Source organism: Sphingobium amiense (genome assembly GCF_003967075.1).
Taxonomy (GTDB): Bacteria; Pseudomonadota; Alphaproteobacteria; order Sphingomonadales; family Sphingomonadaceae; genus Sphingobium; species Sphingobium amiense.
In genome coordinates this window covers 3656514-3670662 of record NZ_AP018664.1, presented here as the reverse complement: position 1 = coordinate 3670662, position 14149 = coordinate 3656514, and the positions used below count along the sequence as shown (strand labels likewise).

12 protein-coding genes are annotated in these 14149 nt (G+C 60.0%); 7 read left to right on the top strand and 5 right to left on the bottom strand.

Annotation, left to right across the window (positions count from 1 at the left end; all coding sequences use genetic code 11):
* Together SAMIE_RS17700 and SAMIE_RS17695 are read right to left on the bottom strand one after the other, a co-directional pair.
* Window positions 1-768, bottom strand: a complete 768-nt coding sequence (locus SAMIE_RS17700; RefSeq protein WP_126516890.1) for a hypothetical protein — start codon at window positions 766-768, stop codon at window positions 1-3.
* A gap of 312 nt (window positions 769-1080) precedes the next feature.
* Window positions 1081-2136 (bottom strand): AraC family transcriptional regulator, encoded by a 1056-nt coding sequence (locus SAMIE_RS17695; protein WP_066700576.1) that lies wholly within the window; start codon window positions 2134-2136, stop codon window positions 1081-1083.
* Window positions 2137-2617: 481 nt separating this feature from the next.
* Here SAMIE_RS17695 and SAMIE_RS17690 point away from each other — a divergent pair, with 481 nt between their 5' ends.
* The 5 genes from SAMIE_RS17690 to SAMIE_RS17670 all read left to right on the top strand — a co-directional run bounded on the left by SAMIE_RS17690 (window position 2618) and on the right by SAMIE_RS17670 (window position 8507).
* Window positions 2618-4291, top strand: coding sequence for a GMC family oxidoreductase (locus tag SAMIE_RS17690; RefSeq protein WP_197724645.1), 1674 nt, complete (start codon window positions 2618-2620; stop codon window positions 4289-4291).
* Window positions 4292-4303: 12 nt separating this feature from the next.
* Window positions 4304-5821, top strand: coding sequence for an aldehyde dehydrogenase family protein (locus tag SAMIE_RS17685; protein ID WP_232037294.1), 1518 nt, complete (start codon window positions 4304-4306; stop codon window positions 5819-5821).
* 28 nt (window positions 5822-5849) lie between these two features.
* The gene (locus SAMIE_RS17680) at window positions 5850-6734 is read left to right on the top strand and encodes an MBL fold metallo-hydrolase (RefSeq protein WP_066700579.1); all 885 of its coding nucleotides are present in this window, start codon (window positions 5850-5852) and stop codon (window positions 6732-6734) included.
* A gap of 128 nt (window positions 6735-6862) precedes the next feature.
* Complete coding sequence (ribB, locus tag SAMIE_RS17675) at window positions 6863-8149, top strand: 3,4-dihydroxy-2-butanone-4-phosphate synthase (protein ID WP_066700581.1); 1287 nt, start codon at window positions 6863-6865, stop codon at window positions 8147-8149.
* 67 nt (window positions 8150-8216) lie between these two features.
* A complete protein-coding gene (locus SAMIE_RS17670) occupies window positions 8217-8507 on the top strand; it encodes a putative quinol monooxygenase (RefSeq protein ID WP_066700586.1) in 291 nt (96 codons plus the stop codon).
* A gap of 94 nt (window positions 8508-8601) precedes the next feature.
* On the opposite strand, the gene SAMIE_RS17665 is transcribed toward SAMIE_RS17670, so the two are convergent.
* Window positions 8602-10026 carry an aldehyde dehydrogenase family protein gene (locus SAMIE_RS17665; RefSeq protein ID WP_066700588.1) on the bottom strand — a complete coding sequence of 475 codons (1425 nt, stop codon included), beginning with the start codon at window positions 10024-10026 and terminating at the stop codon, window positions 8602-8604.
* 28 nt (window positions 10027-10054) lie between these two features.
* Entirely contained in the window at window positions 10055-11539 is a 1485-nt protein-coding gene (locus SAMIE_RS17660) for an AMP-binding protein (protein ID WP_066700590.1), read from the bottom strand.
* Window positions 11540-11868: 329 nt separating this feature from the next.
* Between SAMIE_RS17660 and SAMIE_RS17655 the strand changes: the two genes are divergently transcribed.
* On the top strand, window positions 11869-12363 hold the full coding sequence (locus tag SAMIE_RS17655) for a flavin reductase family protein (protein ID WP_066700595.1): 495 nt from the start codon (window positions 11869-11871) through the stop codon (window positions 12361-12363).
* A 2-nt stretch (window positions 12364-12365) separates the two neighbouring features.
* On the opposite strand, the gene SAMIE_RS17650 is transcribed toward SAMIE_RS17655, so the two are convergent.
* A complete protein-coding gene (locus SAMIE_RS17650) occupies window positions 12366-12941 on the bottom strand; it encodes a TetR/AcrR family transcriptional regulator (protein ID WP_197724644.1) in 576 nt (191 codons plus the stop codon).
* Window positions 12942-13010: 69 nt separating this feature from the next.
* Here SAMIE_RS17650 and SAMIE_RS17645 point away from each other — a divergent pair, with 69 nt between their 5' ends.
* Window positions 13011-14120 carry an aldo/keto reductase gene (locus SAMIE_RS17645; RefSeq protein WP_217998377.1) on the top strand — a complete coding sequence of 370 codons (1110 nt, stop codon included), beginning with the start codon at window positions 13011-13013 and terminating at the stop codon, window positions 14118-14120.
* Window positions 14121-14149: the final 29 nt, after the last annotated feature.

Below are 14149 nucleotides of genomic sequence, written 5' to 3'. Positions count from 1 at the left end.
TCAGTTTTTGGCTGCAAGCTTCGCCGCTTCCCAAATCTCGATTGCCAGATGGAGCTTGTGCCCATCCACGATCGGCAGCGGTGTGTTTGGTGGAAAAGCAGCGCATTGCTTGATGGCAAAGCCGTTCTCGAGCGGCTTGAATTGATGATATGCGTAAAGGTTCATAGGCGTGCCGTCGCTGGCCAGAGTCGTGTGACCGGCCATCAGCATCGGATATTCCTCATCCCTCTCGACCGGGACGGAGATGGATTTGTCCGGGTGGGCAAAGAGCCATGTCGGGCCACCAAAATGACCGAACGTCTCCATATGTTCGAGACATGTCTCGTCGCCGATCGCGAAATCATGATCGGGGTGCAGAGCGGCATAGACATGATGAATGGCGTTCAGGCCGACGACCTTGGACAGATCTTCCAGCGACACGCCCACGACGGTAATATCGGTTTGCGCCAGCAGGAGCGGTGCATCTGCCGCCGCGTCGTTTGCTGCCCTCCACATTTTGTCCGATTCGAGAAGTTGGTCCCGGTAGAGTTCCTTAAGCCCATCCGGCCCATATGCCTGCCGCGTGGCGATCGACACCTCGCGGGCATCCTCGGGAAGCAGTCGGTCGATGGCGTCATGCGATAACGGTTGCCCGCGCCGGTTCACGACGGCCCCCAGACGCATGAGCGTGTGGAGCGCGTGAACATGGCGCCGATATTGAACCCCATCGAGCTGCTTGGCCGAGTAGCTACATCCATCTATCAAGCAACTTAACTGCAAGTCACGCATGGCCTGAACATCCTAACACGCGATTTTCCTCGAGTTCGAACACGCGTCGCGTTCGATATGACCAGCGCTGGCCTCATCGAGGTTGGCATTCGGGCAAGCCCCGCGCCTTCGCTATCCTCAAAAACTCTCCGTCCCGAAGTCGTGCAGCAAGGCGGTCGCGCACTTCAACGCGAAGCTGTTATATATGAAGTCTACCCGCCGCCCGTAGCTTGGAACACTGCATTCAAATTACGACGCCCGATCATATGGACAATGACAGATGACGCCAAAACGCTTTCAAATAGCGCCAATCGCGATACTGCGCCTTTACTGTCAGATCCCCCGATCCATTCCGCGGCGTAGCCGCCACTCGCCCGGCGACACGCCTTCCCACTGCTTGAAAGCACGATAGAAGGATGTCGAACTCTCGTATCCCAGCATCGTGGTGATGGCATCAATATCGAAGCTGGGATTCTGAAGTAATTCCAGCCCGCGCTCTCTCCGTGCTTCGATGAGCAGGGCGCGATAGGTCGATGCTTCGGAGGTTATACGCCGCTGAAGCGTTCGCTCGCTCATACCCAGTTCGCTTGCGATCGCCGCCGCTTCCGGCCGTCCTGCCCCCATGGTTCGCTTCATCGCGGATTTCACCCGATCAATGACGGTGTCGTCACCCGCAAGTTTTGCGAAGGCACCCAGTACGCTGTGGGTAACAATTTCAAGAAATTCAGGGCTATATCCGGAAAAAGGAATATCCAGATCTTCATTGGCGAAGGTAATGCTGTCGCAACCGGCGCCGAAATCAATCCTGCAGCCATAATAGCTTTCCAGCGCGTCGTCCCTCCCACGGTCTCTTGCATATTGGACGCGCACCGGCCTGACGCGCTGTCCTGTCCCGCGTCTGCCCAATTCGACCATGTAGGCAAAGGCCAGATCGATCGAAAGCGATGGCTCGCGTTCGGTCGCAAAGGGCCAGTCTCTGCCCATCGACCACCGTCCCTGCTCTTCCTTCGTCCAAATCTTCTCGGATGTGACCATGCTTTTGAAATGAAGCAGCCGGCTGATCGCATCTCTAAAATTGGCTGCGTAGAGACCTGCCAGGAAACCGGGCTGCTGACCTGTAGTGTCTCCCGCCCTGATGATTTTCAGAGCGATGCAAGGCTCATCCGCCAAAGCGTTAATCGCTTTCCATATCGCGAAATATTGCGAGGTGGAAAGCGAGGTGGCGGGATCAAGATGGACGCTGCCCGGCAGCCCCGCCTTATGCAATACGGCGGCAGGATCGATCCCCACGACACGGATCGCCCGCCACAAAGTCGATGGAAAGCTGCAGCGGTCGGTGATGGGTCTTGTCATGGGGTTGTCGAAGCGCGGCAGCAGATACAGAAGCACCCGCCGATCGTCGCATTACCAAGGGGCTGCGCCTTCTGCATCGCTCGCCTTTCCTCTCCTTACCCCGGTTGACAGTTCCTAATGTAGTTCGGCTGCCAAAGGGCGCACTATCCATTGACGCCACTTTGATTGCAGAGGACGCCAAATGAATAGTGATGCCGGCCCGTTACCTTGAATATTTTCACCAGCGGAGCAAAGTCGCGTGATCGCCAGCATTGATGTGCCGGCGAGAGGATGACGATGTCCATAATATACCCGTACTGAAAATCTTCGGTGCCGCCATTCACACTATTGTTGCGCTTCGAGCCAGCGTCGCGGGCGCCAGGAGACTTTTCGGGACCGGAAATAACCGCGAGGGAGAGGTGACATGATGACCATGTTCAGTAGAGGCGAAGCACGCCTGTTTCGGCTTCCCTGCTCCAGCAAGGCAACCGGGGAAGTGATGGACCATCGGTCAGTTACTGCGGCGGAGATGTAATCCGTGTCCGCGAAAGAAGGCATCTTCGAGCAAATGTTTGATTATATCGTCGTAGGGGCGGGTTCGGCCGGATGCGTGATGGCGAACCGTCTTACGGAAGACGGTTCTTCCGTATTGCTGCTGGAGGCCGGCAAGTGGGATCGTGATCCGCTGATCCATATCCCTGTCGGCATCGGCAAGATCTTCCCGGAGCGCTTGCACGACTGGGGCTATTTCATGGAACCGGACCCTGGCCTCGATGGACGCGGTATCGAATGCGCGCGCGGCAAGGTGGTTGGCGGTTCTTCCTCGATCAATGTCATGGTCTATGTGCGCGGCCATGCTGGCGATTATGACAGATGGGCTGCGAATGGCGCGACGGGCTGGTCCTATGCCGACGTGCTGCCATATTTCAAAAAGTCAGAACGGTGGGAGCATGGCGGCGATGCCTATCGCGGTGGAAGCGGACCGCTTCACACGCAGGAGACGCGGTATCGCGACCCTATCCTTGACTCCTTTATCAGGGCCGGTGCGGAAGCAGGCTACCCGACAACTGCAGATTACAACGGCGCGCATCAGGAGGGCTTTGGACCCGTCCAGTCGACGATCCATAGCGGGCGACGTTGGAGTTCAGCCGACGCCTATCTGCGTCCGGCGCTGAAACGCCGCTCCCTGCGTGTCGAAACGCAAGCGGTGGCGCACCAGCTTATCATCGAGCAAGGTCGGGCGACTGGCGTTCGCTATTCCCGCCGGGGCACCGAGCATATCGCACGTGCGCGTCGCGAGGTGATCCTGTGCGGCGGCGTCATCGACAGCCCGAAACTGCTCATGCTCTCCGGCATCGGAGATCCTGAACAGCTCCGCGCGCTGGGTATCCCGGTGCAGGTCGCAGCCCCCGGCGTCGGCACGAACTTTCAGGATCATCTCAGCGTCATCACGGTGCACGGAAGGACTGATCCGGCCCCGTTTGAACAGGCGATGCGCTATGACCGCCTCGCTATTTCGATGCTGAACTCCCTGCTGAGCCGAGAGAGCTTTGCTGGTGACGTCCCCATCGGCGCCACCGCCTTTCTGAAATCGGAAAGCGGCGAGACTTTGCCCGATATTCAGTTCCTGTTCCTTGCGGCCCCTTTTCCCGCAAAGCCCTGGCTTAAGCCGTTCATCCGCCCGGTGCCCAACACATTCGGCTGCCGGGTCGCTCTCCTGCGGCCGGAGAGCCGCGGCACAGTTCGGCTGGCATCTGCCGACCCCGCGGCGGCACCGCTGATCGAGCCATGCTTCCTGCAGGCGGAAGGTGACCGGGAGCGGTTACGAAAGGGTGTCCGGATGGCACGATCGGTGATGTCGCAGGACGCGATGCGCCCGCATACCGGATCGGAGATCCTGCCGGGCGACGCGAGGCAGACGGACGACGAGATCGATGCATTCATCCGTTCAAATGCTGTCACCGTCCACCACCCCGCGGGGACATGCAAAATGGGCGGCGCGGGCGATGCGTCGCGGGTCGTCGATCCGCAGTTGCGGGTGTGTGGCGTTGAGGGTCTTCGGGTCGTCGATGCTTCGATCATGCCGGATCTGGTCGGGGGCAACATCAATGCCGTCGTGATGATGATCGCAGAGAAGGCGGCCGACATGGTCCTTGGCAAGACAACCGCGCAGACGAGCGCCGCGTCTGCGGAAGCCGAAGTCGCCCTTTGATCCACGCCTCAAATGGAACGTCCCAGCATGCAGCCCCAACCGAGCCTGAAACCCATCTCTCCTATTGATGATGCTGTACTACCCTCGCAGCGAAATCTCTATTATGGCGGCGAATGGCATAGCGCCCTGCGCGGCGGAACCCTCACCACGTATAACCCGGCGACGGGAGCCGAGATTTGCACAGTCGCGGACGCCGAAGAACATGACGTGGACGCGGCGGTCGCCGCCGCGCGTGCCGGCTTTGCGATTTGGCGTGATGTACCCCCGCTGGAGCGCACGAAAATAATGCGAGAGATGGCCGTTCGTTTGCGCGGCCACGCGGAGTATCTGGCCCTGCTCGATGCCATAGACGGCGGCAACCCCGTTCGGATGCTTCGCGGCGACGTCGAAATGGCCGCCGGCCAACTCGAATTTTTCGCTGGTCTTGTGACAGAGATGAAGGGCGCGTCGATCCCTATGGGGCCGGGCGCGGTAAACTTCTCGACCCGCGAGCCGCAAGGGATCGTGGCGAGGATCATACCCTTCAATCATCCGCTCATGTTTTGCGCGGGCAAGGCGGCGGCACCGCTTGCGGCGGGCAATGCCGTGATCATGAAACCGCCCGAGCAGGCGCCGCTTTCTGCGTTGAAGCTGGCGGAGTTGTGGCACGGGCTGCTACCGCCAGGCGTACTTAACATACTTCCGGGCGGAAGAGCGGCGGGTGCGGCGCTGGCCACGCATCCAGACATCGCGATGGTTACCGTCGTCGGGAGTGTCGCCACTGGCCGGGCGGTGATGCGCGCTGCTGCCGAAACGATCAAACCCGTGCTGCTGGAACTGGGCGGAAAGAATGCGCTCATCGCGCTTCCGGACGCCGACCCTGAAGAGGTGGCGGATGCTGTTATTCGCGGCATGAACTTTGATTGGTGCGGCCAATCCTGCGGTTCCACGAGCCGTGCCTTTATTCATGACTCGCTTTACGATGCGGTAATTCAGAAGGCGGCCGAAAAGATCCGGCGTTTCCGCCCAGGTGTCCCTTCAGATCCTGAAACCGTGATGGGCGCCATTGCCTCCCAGGCCCAATATGACCGGGTTGCTTCTTTCGTGCAGAGTGGAATTGCCGACGGTGCGAGGCTCGTCTCGGGCGGCAAGCATCCCGAAGGAAATGAATTCGCGAACGGCTGGTTTTTCGAACCAACTCTCTTTGCCGATGTGACAATGGACATGGCGGTAGCACGGGAAGAGATTTTCGGCCCGGTTCTCTCGGTTCTTCGCTGGAGCGACGAGGCGGAACTCATTGCCCAGGTTAACCAGAATGACCTCGGCCTGACATGTTCGATCTGGACCAACGATCTTCATAGCGCGCATCGCCTCGCGGGCGCCGTCGAGGCGGGTTACGTCTGGGTCAATGAGGTGGCCAGGCACTTTCTGGGCGCGCCGTTCGGCGGTGTGCGCCAGTCCGGTTTGGGGCGCGAGGAATGCCTTGAGGAACTGCTCGCATTCACTCGCGAAAAGAACATCCACATCCGGCTGAAAAGCCCCGCCGCCTGAGCGCGGTCGTCAAGGAGAGGAAACTGCAATGAAGACGCTTGGCAAGATCGGCAAGGTTGAGATCGGCCGTGTATATGACAGTTCGCTGCTCGGTTTCACGGCCCAGACATGGTTCCCGAAGTTTAGCCGGGAAGCGGTGAAGCCGCATGAGCACTGGCTTTGCCCCGATCATTATGATCCTGAGACGGGCCGTTTTCCCATGCCGGTCCATAGCTGGTTACTGAAGGTCGGTAACTATAATGTTCTCATCGACACCTGCATGGGCAATGACAAAGACCGGCGGGCTTTTGCGGAAATGCACCAGCTTGCCAACCGCTATCTGGAGCGGCTTGCGGAGCATGGCCTGCAGCCCGAAGACATCCATTTCGTCCTGTGCACCCACCTCCACGTCGATCATGTCGGCTGGAATACGCGGCTGGTGAACGGGCGCTGGGTTCCGACATTTCCCAACGCGCGCTACGTCTTTTCGCGCATCGAGTATGAGGCGGCGAAAGCGGAGGCGGCCGATCCGGAATGCGCCCCTTATCTGCGAGAGACGTTCGAGGATTCCATTCATCCCGTGGTGGAAAGCGGCAAGATGATGCTGGTCGACGACCTGCATGAACTTTTCGATTGCCTCCTGCTCCGTCAGGCGCCGGGACACTCGCCGGGGCACATTCGCATTGAGTTAAGGTCAGATGGGGATACCGGCGTCTTTGCCGGGGATCTTCTCCATTCGCCCATGCAGGTTCCGCTGTGGGATATGAGCAGTATCGTCTGCTGGGATAAAGACATGGCGGCCGCAGCGAGGCGCGATCTATTGGAATTCTGCGCCGACGAAAACGCGCTGCTTATCCCCGGCCATTTTGAAGCGCCTTATGTCGGCCGGGTGCGGCGGGATGGTGACAGCTTCGCGCTGGATCTGGGCTGGTGAACGATGGACAAGGCGTCGCGAAGTCAGAGCGCTCGCGTCCCTCTTCGCCCTAGTGATCGTTCGAGAAATCCTTGTTTCGTTTGCCAGAACGGAACGGGGCCGGGTCATCCTCCCCAGGAGCCGTATATATGAGTGATGTGACGATGGGAAAAATCCGCGCGCTGATCCGGGAAAGCGGATTGTCGCGGTCCGGCTTGGCGCGTGCGGCTGGGCTTCCCAGTGGCGGGCTTCGCCATCTGGACGACGATGCCTGGGTTCCAGAGCCTGAGACTATTTCAAGGCTCGAAGCCTATCTGGCGAAGCGCGAAGAGGGCCGCGCGCTCTCCCCTCCGGAAGAAATCATCAATGAGGCACGAAATGGACGCATGTTCATCCTCGTCGATGACGAGGACCGCGAGAATGAAGGCGATCTGGTCATACCCGCGCAAATGGCGACCCCAGATGCAATAAACTTCATGGCAACGCATGGCCGTGGGCTGATCTGCCTGGCACTGACGTCCGAGCGCGTCAGTCAACTCGGCCTTGAACTGATGAGCCGTGAAAATGGCACGCGGCATGAAACCGCCTTCACCGTTTCCATCGAAGCACGGGAGGGCGTTTCGACCGGGATCAGCGCTGCAGACAGATCACGCACCATATCCGTCGCGATAGACGCAACAAAAGGCCGACTGGATATCGTAACGCCGGGCCATGTCTTCCCCTTGGTGGCGCGCGACGGCGGCGTTCTCGTCCGCACGGGTCATACGGAGGCCGCTGTCGACGTGGCGCGCCTGGCAGGCCTTAATCCCTCCGGCGTGATTTGCGAGATCATGCGCAATGACGGGACGATGGCGCGCCTGGATGATCTCATCCCCTTTGCGAAAGAACATGGTCTCAAGATAGGAACGATCCGCGATCTTATCGCCTACCGCCGCCGCAACGATCATCTGGTTGAAAGGCGCGGCGACCTGACCTTCACCAGTCGATGGGGCGGCGATTGGAAGGCGATCATCTTCCTCAACCGTGCGACCGGCACCGAGCAGCTTGTGCTGCAGAAAGGGCATGTCGATCCGGACCTGCCGACACTCGTGCGGATGCACCAGATGTCGCCATTTGCCGACACTTTCGGGCAGGAAGCGCCTCGCAGCCATCTCCTGTCCCGTTCGATGGAGATCATTGGCGAAGAGGGTTCCGGGCTTATCGTCATTTTGAATCGGCGGACACCGGACATGTTCAGCCGCACATTTCAGGCGCTGAAAGCCGGTGGAGAGACACAGAAGGACATGGACGAGCTGCGCGACTACGGGATTGGCGCGCAGATTCTCGCCGAAATGGGCGTTCAGGACATGATCCTTCTTACCAACTCCCATCACAGCCTGATCGCCTTGGACGGCTACGATCTGGCTGTCGTAGGGCATCGTCCCATCAGCGCCTGAACGGGAGGTCCGGTCGCCGCCTGCACAGGCGACGCCGGAGGCATGTGTCGCTTGCAGGAAACGAACCATGATAGCCAGACATTATATCATCCACGCCAGGCAGGGGGAGGAGAAGAGCGTGAAAGCAGGCTTGGTCGAGTTGGTTGAGCTTGCGCGATCGACTCCCGGCTGTCGCGGAATCGACCTGCTCCACGATCTCGACAATGGTTGCCGCTTCTTCTTTCTTGAGACGTGGGAGAGTGTCGAGGCCCACAAGTCCGCAGTGAACCCGGACGCCAGCGCTTTGCTGGCGCGTTTGATCCCGCTGTTCGATGGCAGGCCCGAAGCGGCCTATTGCGGAAAAGTCTCGACGGCCTGAACGGCCTCGATCTGGCTCTTTATCTCGCCAAGCACGGCCTACCGCAGGCCGACACAAAAATTGACCCGCGCCGTAATAGCGCGGGCCAATATTGTCAGGCGTTATTGGTCACTATCGTCTGGGCATTGCTATATTCGGCCAGCCCTTCGAGAGAGTTTTCAATGCCCAAGCCCGACTGCTTGTGACCGCCAAATGCGACATGCGGCGAAAAGCTGTGGATCTCATTGATCCAGACCGTTCCCGCCTCGATCCGTTCAGCGATGGAGCGCGCCAGCGCTGTGTCGCGGCTCCATACCGAGGCAGCAAGGCCATATTCGGTGCGGTTGGCGCGATCGATCACGTCGTCAATGTCGCGGAACTTGAGGAGCGGCAGGACCGGGCCGAACGCTTCCTCGACGACCACTCGGCTGTCCTCCGGCGGATTGTCGACGATTGTGACGGGCACAAAATAGCCCTGCCCTGCTTCGGGCACACCGCCAGTCAGGAAATGATGACCGGCAGCGGCAGAATCGGCGAGCAGATCTTTCACCTTCTCATACTGCATCTTGTTCTGGATCGGGCCAAGATCGGTTCCCTGCTGCGACCCGTCGCCGACTTTCACCGTAGCGGCATAGTCCGCCAGAGCGGCGGACAGTTCGTCATAGATGTCCTCGTGAATGTATAGGCGCTTGGCAGCGACACAGAATTGCGCACTGTTCTGGAACGCTGCCCAGAATAGCGTCTGCGCGGTCTGCTGCACGTCGACATCAGGCAGCACGATCGCCGGGTCGTTGCCGCCAAGCTCCAGCGTTATACGCTTGAGGTTGCCCGATGCCGATTCCATGATCTTGCGGCCGGTCGCTGTGGAACCCGTGAAGCTGATCTTGCTGACATCGGGGTGCTGCGTCAGCCAAGCCCCCAGATCGTTCCCGCCGGAGACGACATTAAGCACGCCGGCGGGAAGGACATCGCGAAGCAATTCCCCGAGCTTGAGCGTGCAGAGCGGCGTGTAGGGCGACGGCTTCAGAACCATCGTGTTACCCGCGACCAGCGCGGGCGCGATTTTCCAGATCGCCAAAAGAAGCGGGAAGTTCCAGGGGGTGATCGCGCCGACGACGCCAAGTGGCACACGGCGTGTCTCGACGCTTCGCGTCTCCGTTGCCTCCACAACATGCAGCGGCAGTTCCTGGGTCGCGATCTCGCGGCACCAGATTACCGATCCGCCGATTTCCCACTCGGCGCCCTTTCGCGCCTTTCCCTGTTCGCGCGTCAACAGACGCATAAAGGCTTCGGCATTCTCTTCAATCACGTCGCCGATACGCGCGACGGCCCTCTGGCGCTCGGCAAGCGGTTGGGCGCTCCAGGCAGGGAACGCTTTGCGCGCCGAGGCGACAGCCTCGTTCAGTTGCGCACGCGAAGCGTCTGGAACCTGCGCAATCACTTCTTCCGTAGCTGGATTGAAAGCTTCGAAGTGGGCATCCGCGGTGACCGCACGACCATGAATAGTCATCTCGTAGCCAGCGTCAAAATCGACATTCATCTTTCAGATCCTCGTATCGTGATTCAGGTTATGACGGATCGCGCAGCGCCCGACGCAAAATCTTGCCGGTGCTTGTTCGCGGCAGTTCATTCACGAAATGATAGCGCCGCGGCACCTTGTAGGGCGCGAGAATAGCCCGGCAGTGGGTGTTCAGCACGGCTTCATCCGGCTCACACCCGGCAGCCAGCACGATGTAGGCATGGGCAAGCTCGCCTTTTTCGGCGTCCGGGACGCCCACGACTGCGGACATCGCCACCGCGGGATGGGTCGCAAGAACCTGCTCAACCTCGGCTGGATAAATATTATATCCGCCGGTGATGATCATGTCCTTCAGCCGATCAACGACAAATATATACCCGTCCGGGTCGGCGTAGCCCACGTCTCCGGTCGCAAGCCAACCCTCGGCATCGATCGCTTCGGCGGTAGCGCGGGGATTGCGCCAGTAGCTTTTGGTGACAAGTGGACCACGTACCAAAATCTCGCCGGCTTCCAAAGGCTTGGCTATGCCCCCGGCTTGCTGAAGTGAACCAATGCGGACCTCCATCCCGGGAAATGGCAGCCCGATCGAGCCGTGCCGAGCCGGCCAGTAGGGTGAGTGCGTGATCGCCGGCCCCGCCACCTCCGTCATGCCCCATAATTCAAGGAGCGGGCAGCCGAAGCGCGTCACGACTTCCTCGATCTTAGCGAGCGGCATCGTCTGGCCGCCCACAGTGCACCGCCGCAGGGTGCGAAGGTCCGCCACTTCGACATCGGGATGCGTGAGCATCTGATAGAACATCGTCGGGACGCCTTCGAAAAGCGTTATTTCATGTCGGGCAATGGCGGCGAGTGCGTCGCCAGCGTCGAAACGCGGAAGCACGAAAAGCGCGCTGCCGGCGAGCAGACCGGCATTCAGCACGACATTACCGTACACATGGGGAAAAGGCAGCGCGGTCAATATCCGGTCGCCCTCATGTCGCGCATGGATGGTTGCGGTCATCCCGACACTTCCTGCAACGGCCCGGTGGGTCTGGTTTGCTCCCTTCGGCCGGCCGGTTGTGCCAGAGGTGTAGCCGATGGTGAACAGATCATCCGGATCACAGGATGCAGCGTTGATCCAATCGCTGGCCAGCAGTCGCGCGAAGTCCCTTTCCGTGATCGTGCGCGGACTTCCCTTCTGGGCAGTCCGGATCAGATCGCAGCGATCCGACGCGACGATCTGACCGGCGACCTCGGCATCGTCGGTAATCCAGCCTACCTCCGCAGGTGTCAGCAGAATGTTGCAGGGGACAACCACCCCGCCAAGGCGGGCGATGGCATGGTAGGCGATAATCCAGTCCAGACCGTTCGGCAGATGAAGCGCGATCCGATCGCCTCGACCAAGGCCTAGCGCAGCCAGACCACCTGCGAACCGCCCCGCCATTGCGTCGATATCGTGAAAACTGATTGATGAGCCACCCAATATGGTCACGGCGGTGCGGGTTCCGTACCGGGCGGCCGCGGCACCGCTAAGTTCAGCCATGGTCGCGATCATGGGCGGCTATCCCGGAATGCCGACCTGTTGGACGGCCAATGAGGGGCGATTGCCCTAGCCGGCAACCCTTGTGTTTGGCGCGTGCTCACCGGCGATGGCCTGTCGTTAGGATAATTTCGTGGCCCCGCTTCATCTCTCTCCCCTGCTCTTGAACTCGTCCTGGGCTGCAAAGCAGCGATGTTGACAAGCCGTTTAGTCAGAATATACTCTTCATATATTGTGTTTGAAAGCACAAGTCAATTTCGGCTGTCGCAGAGCCTCGATCCTTCGACCGCTCGCTACAAATGCCCGGCCAAGTTCGGGCCGCTACCAGGAAGACGGGAGAGGATATGTCCGAGTCCACAATTGCAGATGATTTCAAGCAGGCAATGCGTCGGTTGGCGACTACGATCGCCCTGGTGACGTCGGGCACCGGGGACAGTTGGACCGGAATGGCTGCAACGGCAGTGACTTCCGTCACAGCCGAACCGCCGACGATTCTGGTTGCGGTGAACCGCAGTACAAGTCTGTCGCCCGTCCTGTCGGAACATGGCCAGTTCTGCGTCAATCTTCTGTCAGAGCGGCATCGCGAGCTTGTTTCGCTTTTCAGCGGTCCGACAAAGGGAATCGCGCGCTTTGAACGCGGCGCTTGGTGTGCATCGGACGAAGGCCTGCCGGTTCTAAGCGATTCCGTTGCAAGCCTGATATGCACGGTCATCACGACGCTCGACGTCGGGACACATACCTTGTTCATCGGTCAGGTCAGCCGGATCGTGAATCACCCGACGATCGACCCGTTGATCTGGGTGAATGGCGGGTTCGCCTCCGCTTCTCACTTGGCATGACCTCAGACGGCGTTCGAGCGATGGAGGCCGTCGATGAGGAGAGCAACCATCCGCTTCGCCTGAGTGACATTCCCTTCGCGGGCCGGCGCGGCCACGCGCAGGACAGCTTGCAACAAGTCACTGGCATCCACATCGTCTCTGATGATGCCAGCTTCCACCCCGGACGCGAGAAGCGCGCCCAAGGCGGGCGTCAACGCGCCAAAGACAAAATCCGGAAGCGATTGATAGGCGGGATCACCGGAATGGAGCGCCGGACCCAAGCCGCGCTTCGTTGCCACCAAATCCACGAGACGATTCAGCCAGGCCGCAAGCGCGGCGCCCGGACCCGCGTGCTCGACAGGGTCGGTAGCGGCGTCCACCAATGCCTCCACCTCACGCCGGATGATGGCTTTGATAAGGTCCGACCGCTGGGGAAAATGGCGATACAGCGTTCCGACGCCCACGCCGGCACGAGTGGCTATCGTCCGCATGGGAGCATCCACGCCAAGCTCGCCAAACACCGTCAGCGCAGCCTTGAGGAGCGCGTCAATGTTGCGGCGTGCATCGGCACGCAAAGGAACATCTGTCTTTTCGGTCATCGGCATTCCGTTACATAACCTTACATCGCGATACTCGCGCCTTGCCAAACGGAACATCCGTCCGTATAAATGGATCATCGTTCCGTTTCGATTGGCCTACCTCTTTTTCACCGATTCAGCCAGAGTGCAAAGCAGGAGAATTTCATGCAATATCGTCCACTGGGTCGCACCGGTATCAAGGTCAGCCCCTATTGCCTTGGCGCCATGATGTTCGGCAAAATGGCAAATGGGGATCATGACGAATGCATTCGGATGGTCCACCGGGCGTTGGACACCGGCATCAATTTCATTGATACAGCGGATGCTTATAGTCGCGGCGAATCCGAAGAAGTAGTCGGCAAGGCGCTCAAGAACCGTCGCGACCGGGTGGTTCTGGCGACCAAAGCCTTTCAGCCGATGAGCGACGACCCGAACGAACGGGGCGGCTCGCGTCGCTGGCTCACCCGCGCGGTCGACAATTCGCTGCGGCGTCTTCAAACGGATTATATCGACATATACCAGTTGCACCGGCCCGTGCCTGACACGGACATCGAAGAAACGCTGTCGGTCCTTACGGACCTGATGCGCGCCGGAAAAGTGCGAGCGATCGGCGCATCGACCTTCCCGGCGGCCGACATCGTGGACGCGCAGTGGGTTGCGGAGCGCCGTGGACTGGCGCGTTTCAGAACCGAACAGCCCCCCTACTCCATCCTCAACCGCTCCATCGAAAAGGACGTCCTGCCTACTTGCCAGCGCTTCGGCATGGGCGTGATGTCATGGAGCCCGCTCGCGAAGGGCATGCTTTCGGGTCGCTATCGCCAAGGTGAGAAAACCCCGGATACGATGCGCGCAAAATTTTTCCCCAACGCCATGACCGATGAAAACAGCCTCGACAAAGTCGAACAGCTCATCCCGGTTGCGGAAGCTGCAGGCGTCTCGCTGATCCATCTGGCGGTCGCCTTCGTCCTAGCGCACCCCGCAATCACTTCGGCGATCATAGGGCCCCGCACTCCCGAGCAACTGGAGGGTTATCTTTCTGGCCTTGAGGTCAAGCTGAGCGACGAGGTGCTGGACCAGATCGACGCGATCGTCCCGCCGGGCGTCGATATCGCGCCGCTCGAAGGTGCCGCCTACGTCCCGCCTGCCATCGCATCGGCGCAACTGCGCCGCCGCCCTGTGGCGGAACGCGCCGCCGCCTGAAGCGCCCTGCCTCAGTCGTCCGCCCCTGT

Bases quoted from the DNA above. Each gene is read 5' to 3' on its own strand.
- SAMIE_RS17700 (WP_126516890.1), bottom strand. From the start codon at position 768: ATGCGTGACTTGCAGTTAAGTTGCTTGATAGATGGATGTAGCTACTCG.
- SAMIE_RS17685 (WP_232037294.1), top strand. From the start codon at position 4,304: ATGGAACGTCCCAGCATGCAGCCCCAACCGAGCCTGAAACCCATCTCT.
- SAMIE_RS17680 (WP_066700579.1), top strand. From the start codon at position 5,850: ATGAAGACGCTTGGCAAGATCGGCAAGGTTGAGATCGGCCGTGTATAT.
- ribB (WP_066700581.1), top strand. From the start codon at position 6,863: ATGAGTGATGTGACGATGGGAAAAATCCGCGCGCTGATCCGGGAAAGC.
- SAMIE_RS17670 (WP_066700586.1), top strand. From the start codon at position 8,217: ATGATAGCCAGACATTATATCATCCACGCCAGGCAGGGGGAGGAGAAG.
- SAMIE_RS17665 (WP_066700588.1), bottom strand. From the start codon at position 10,026: ATGAATGTCGATTTTGACGCTGGCTACGAGATGACTATTCATGGTCGT.
- SAMIE_RS17660 (WP_066700590.1), bottom strand. From the start codon at position 11,539: ATGATCGCGACCATGGCTGAACTTAGCGGTGCCGCGGCCGCCCGGTAC.
- SAMIE_RS17655 (WP_066700595.1), top strand. From the start codon at position 11,869: ATGTCCGAGTCCACAATTGCAGATGATTTCAAGCAGGCAATGCGTCGG.
- SAMIE_RS17650 (WP_197724644.1), bottom strand. From the start codon at position 12,941: ATGACCGAAAAGACAGATGTTCCTTTGCGTGCCGATGCACGCCGCAAC.
- SAMIE_RS17645 (WP_217998377.1), top strand. From the start codon at position 13,011: ATGGATCATCGTTCCGTTTCGATTGGCCTACCTCTTTTTCACCGATTC.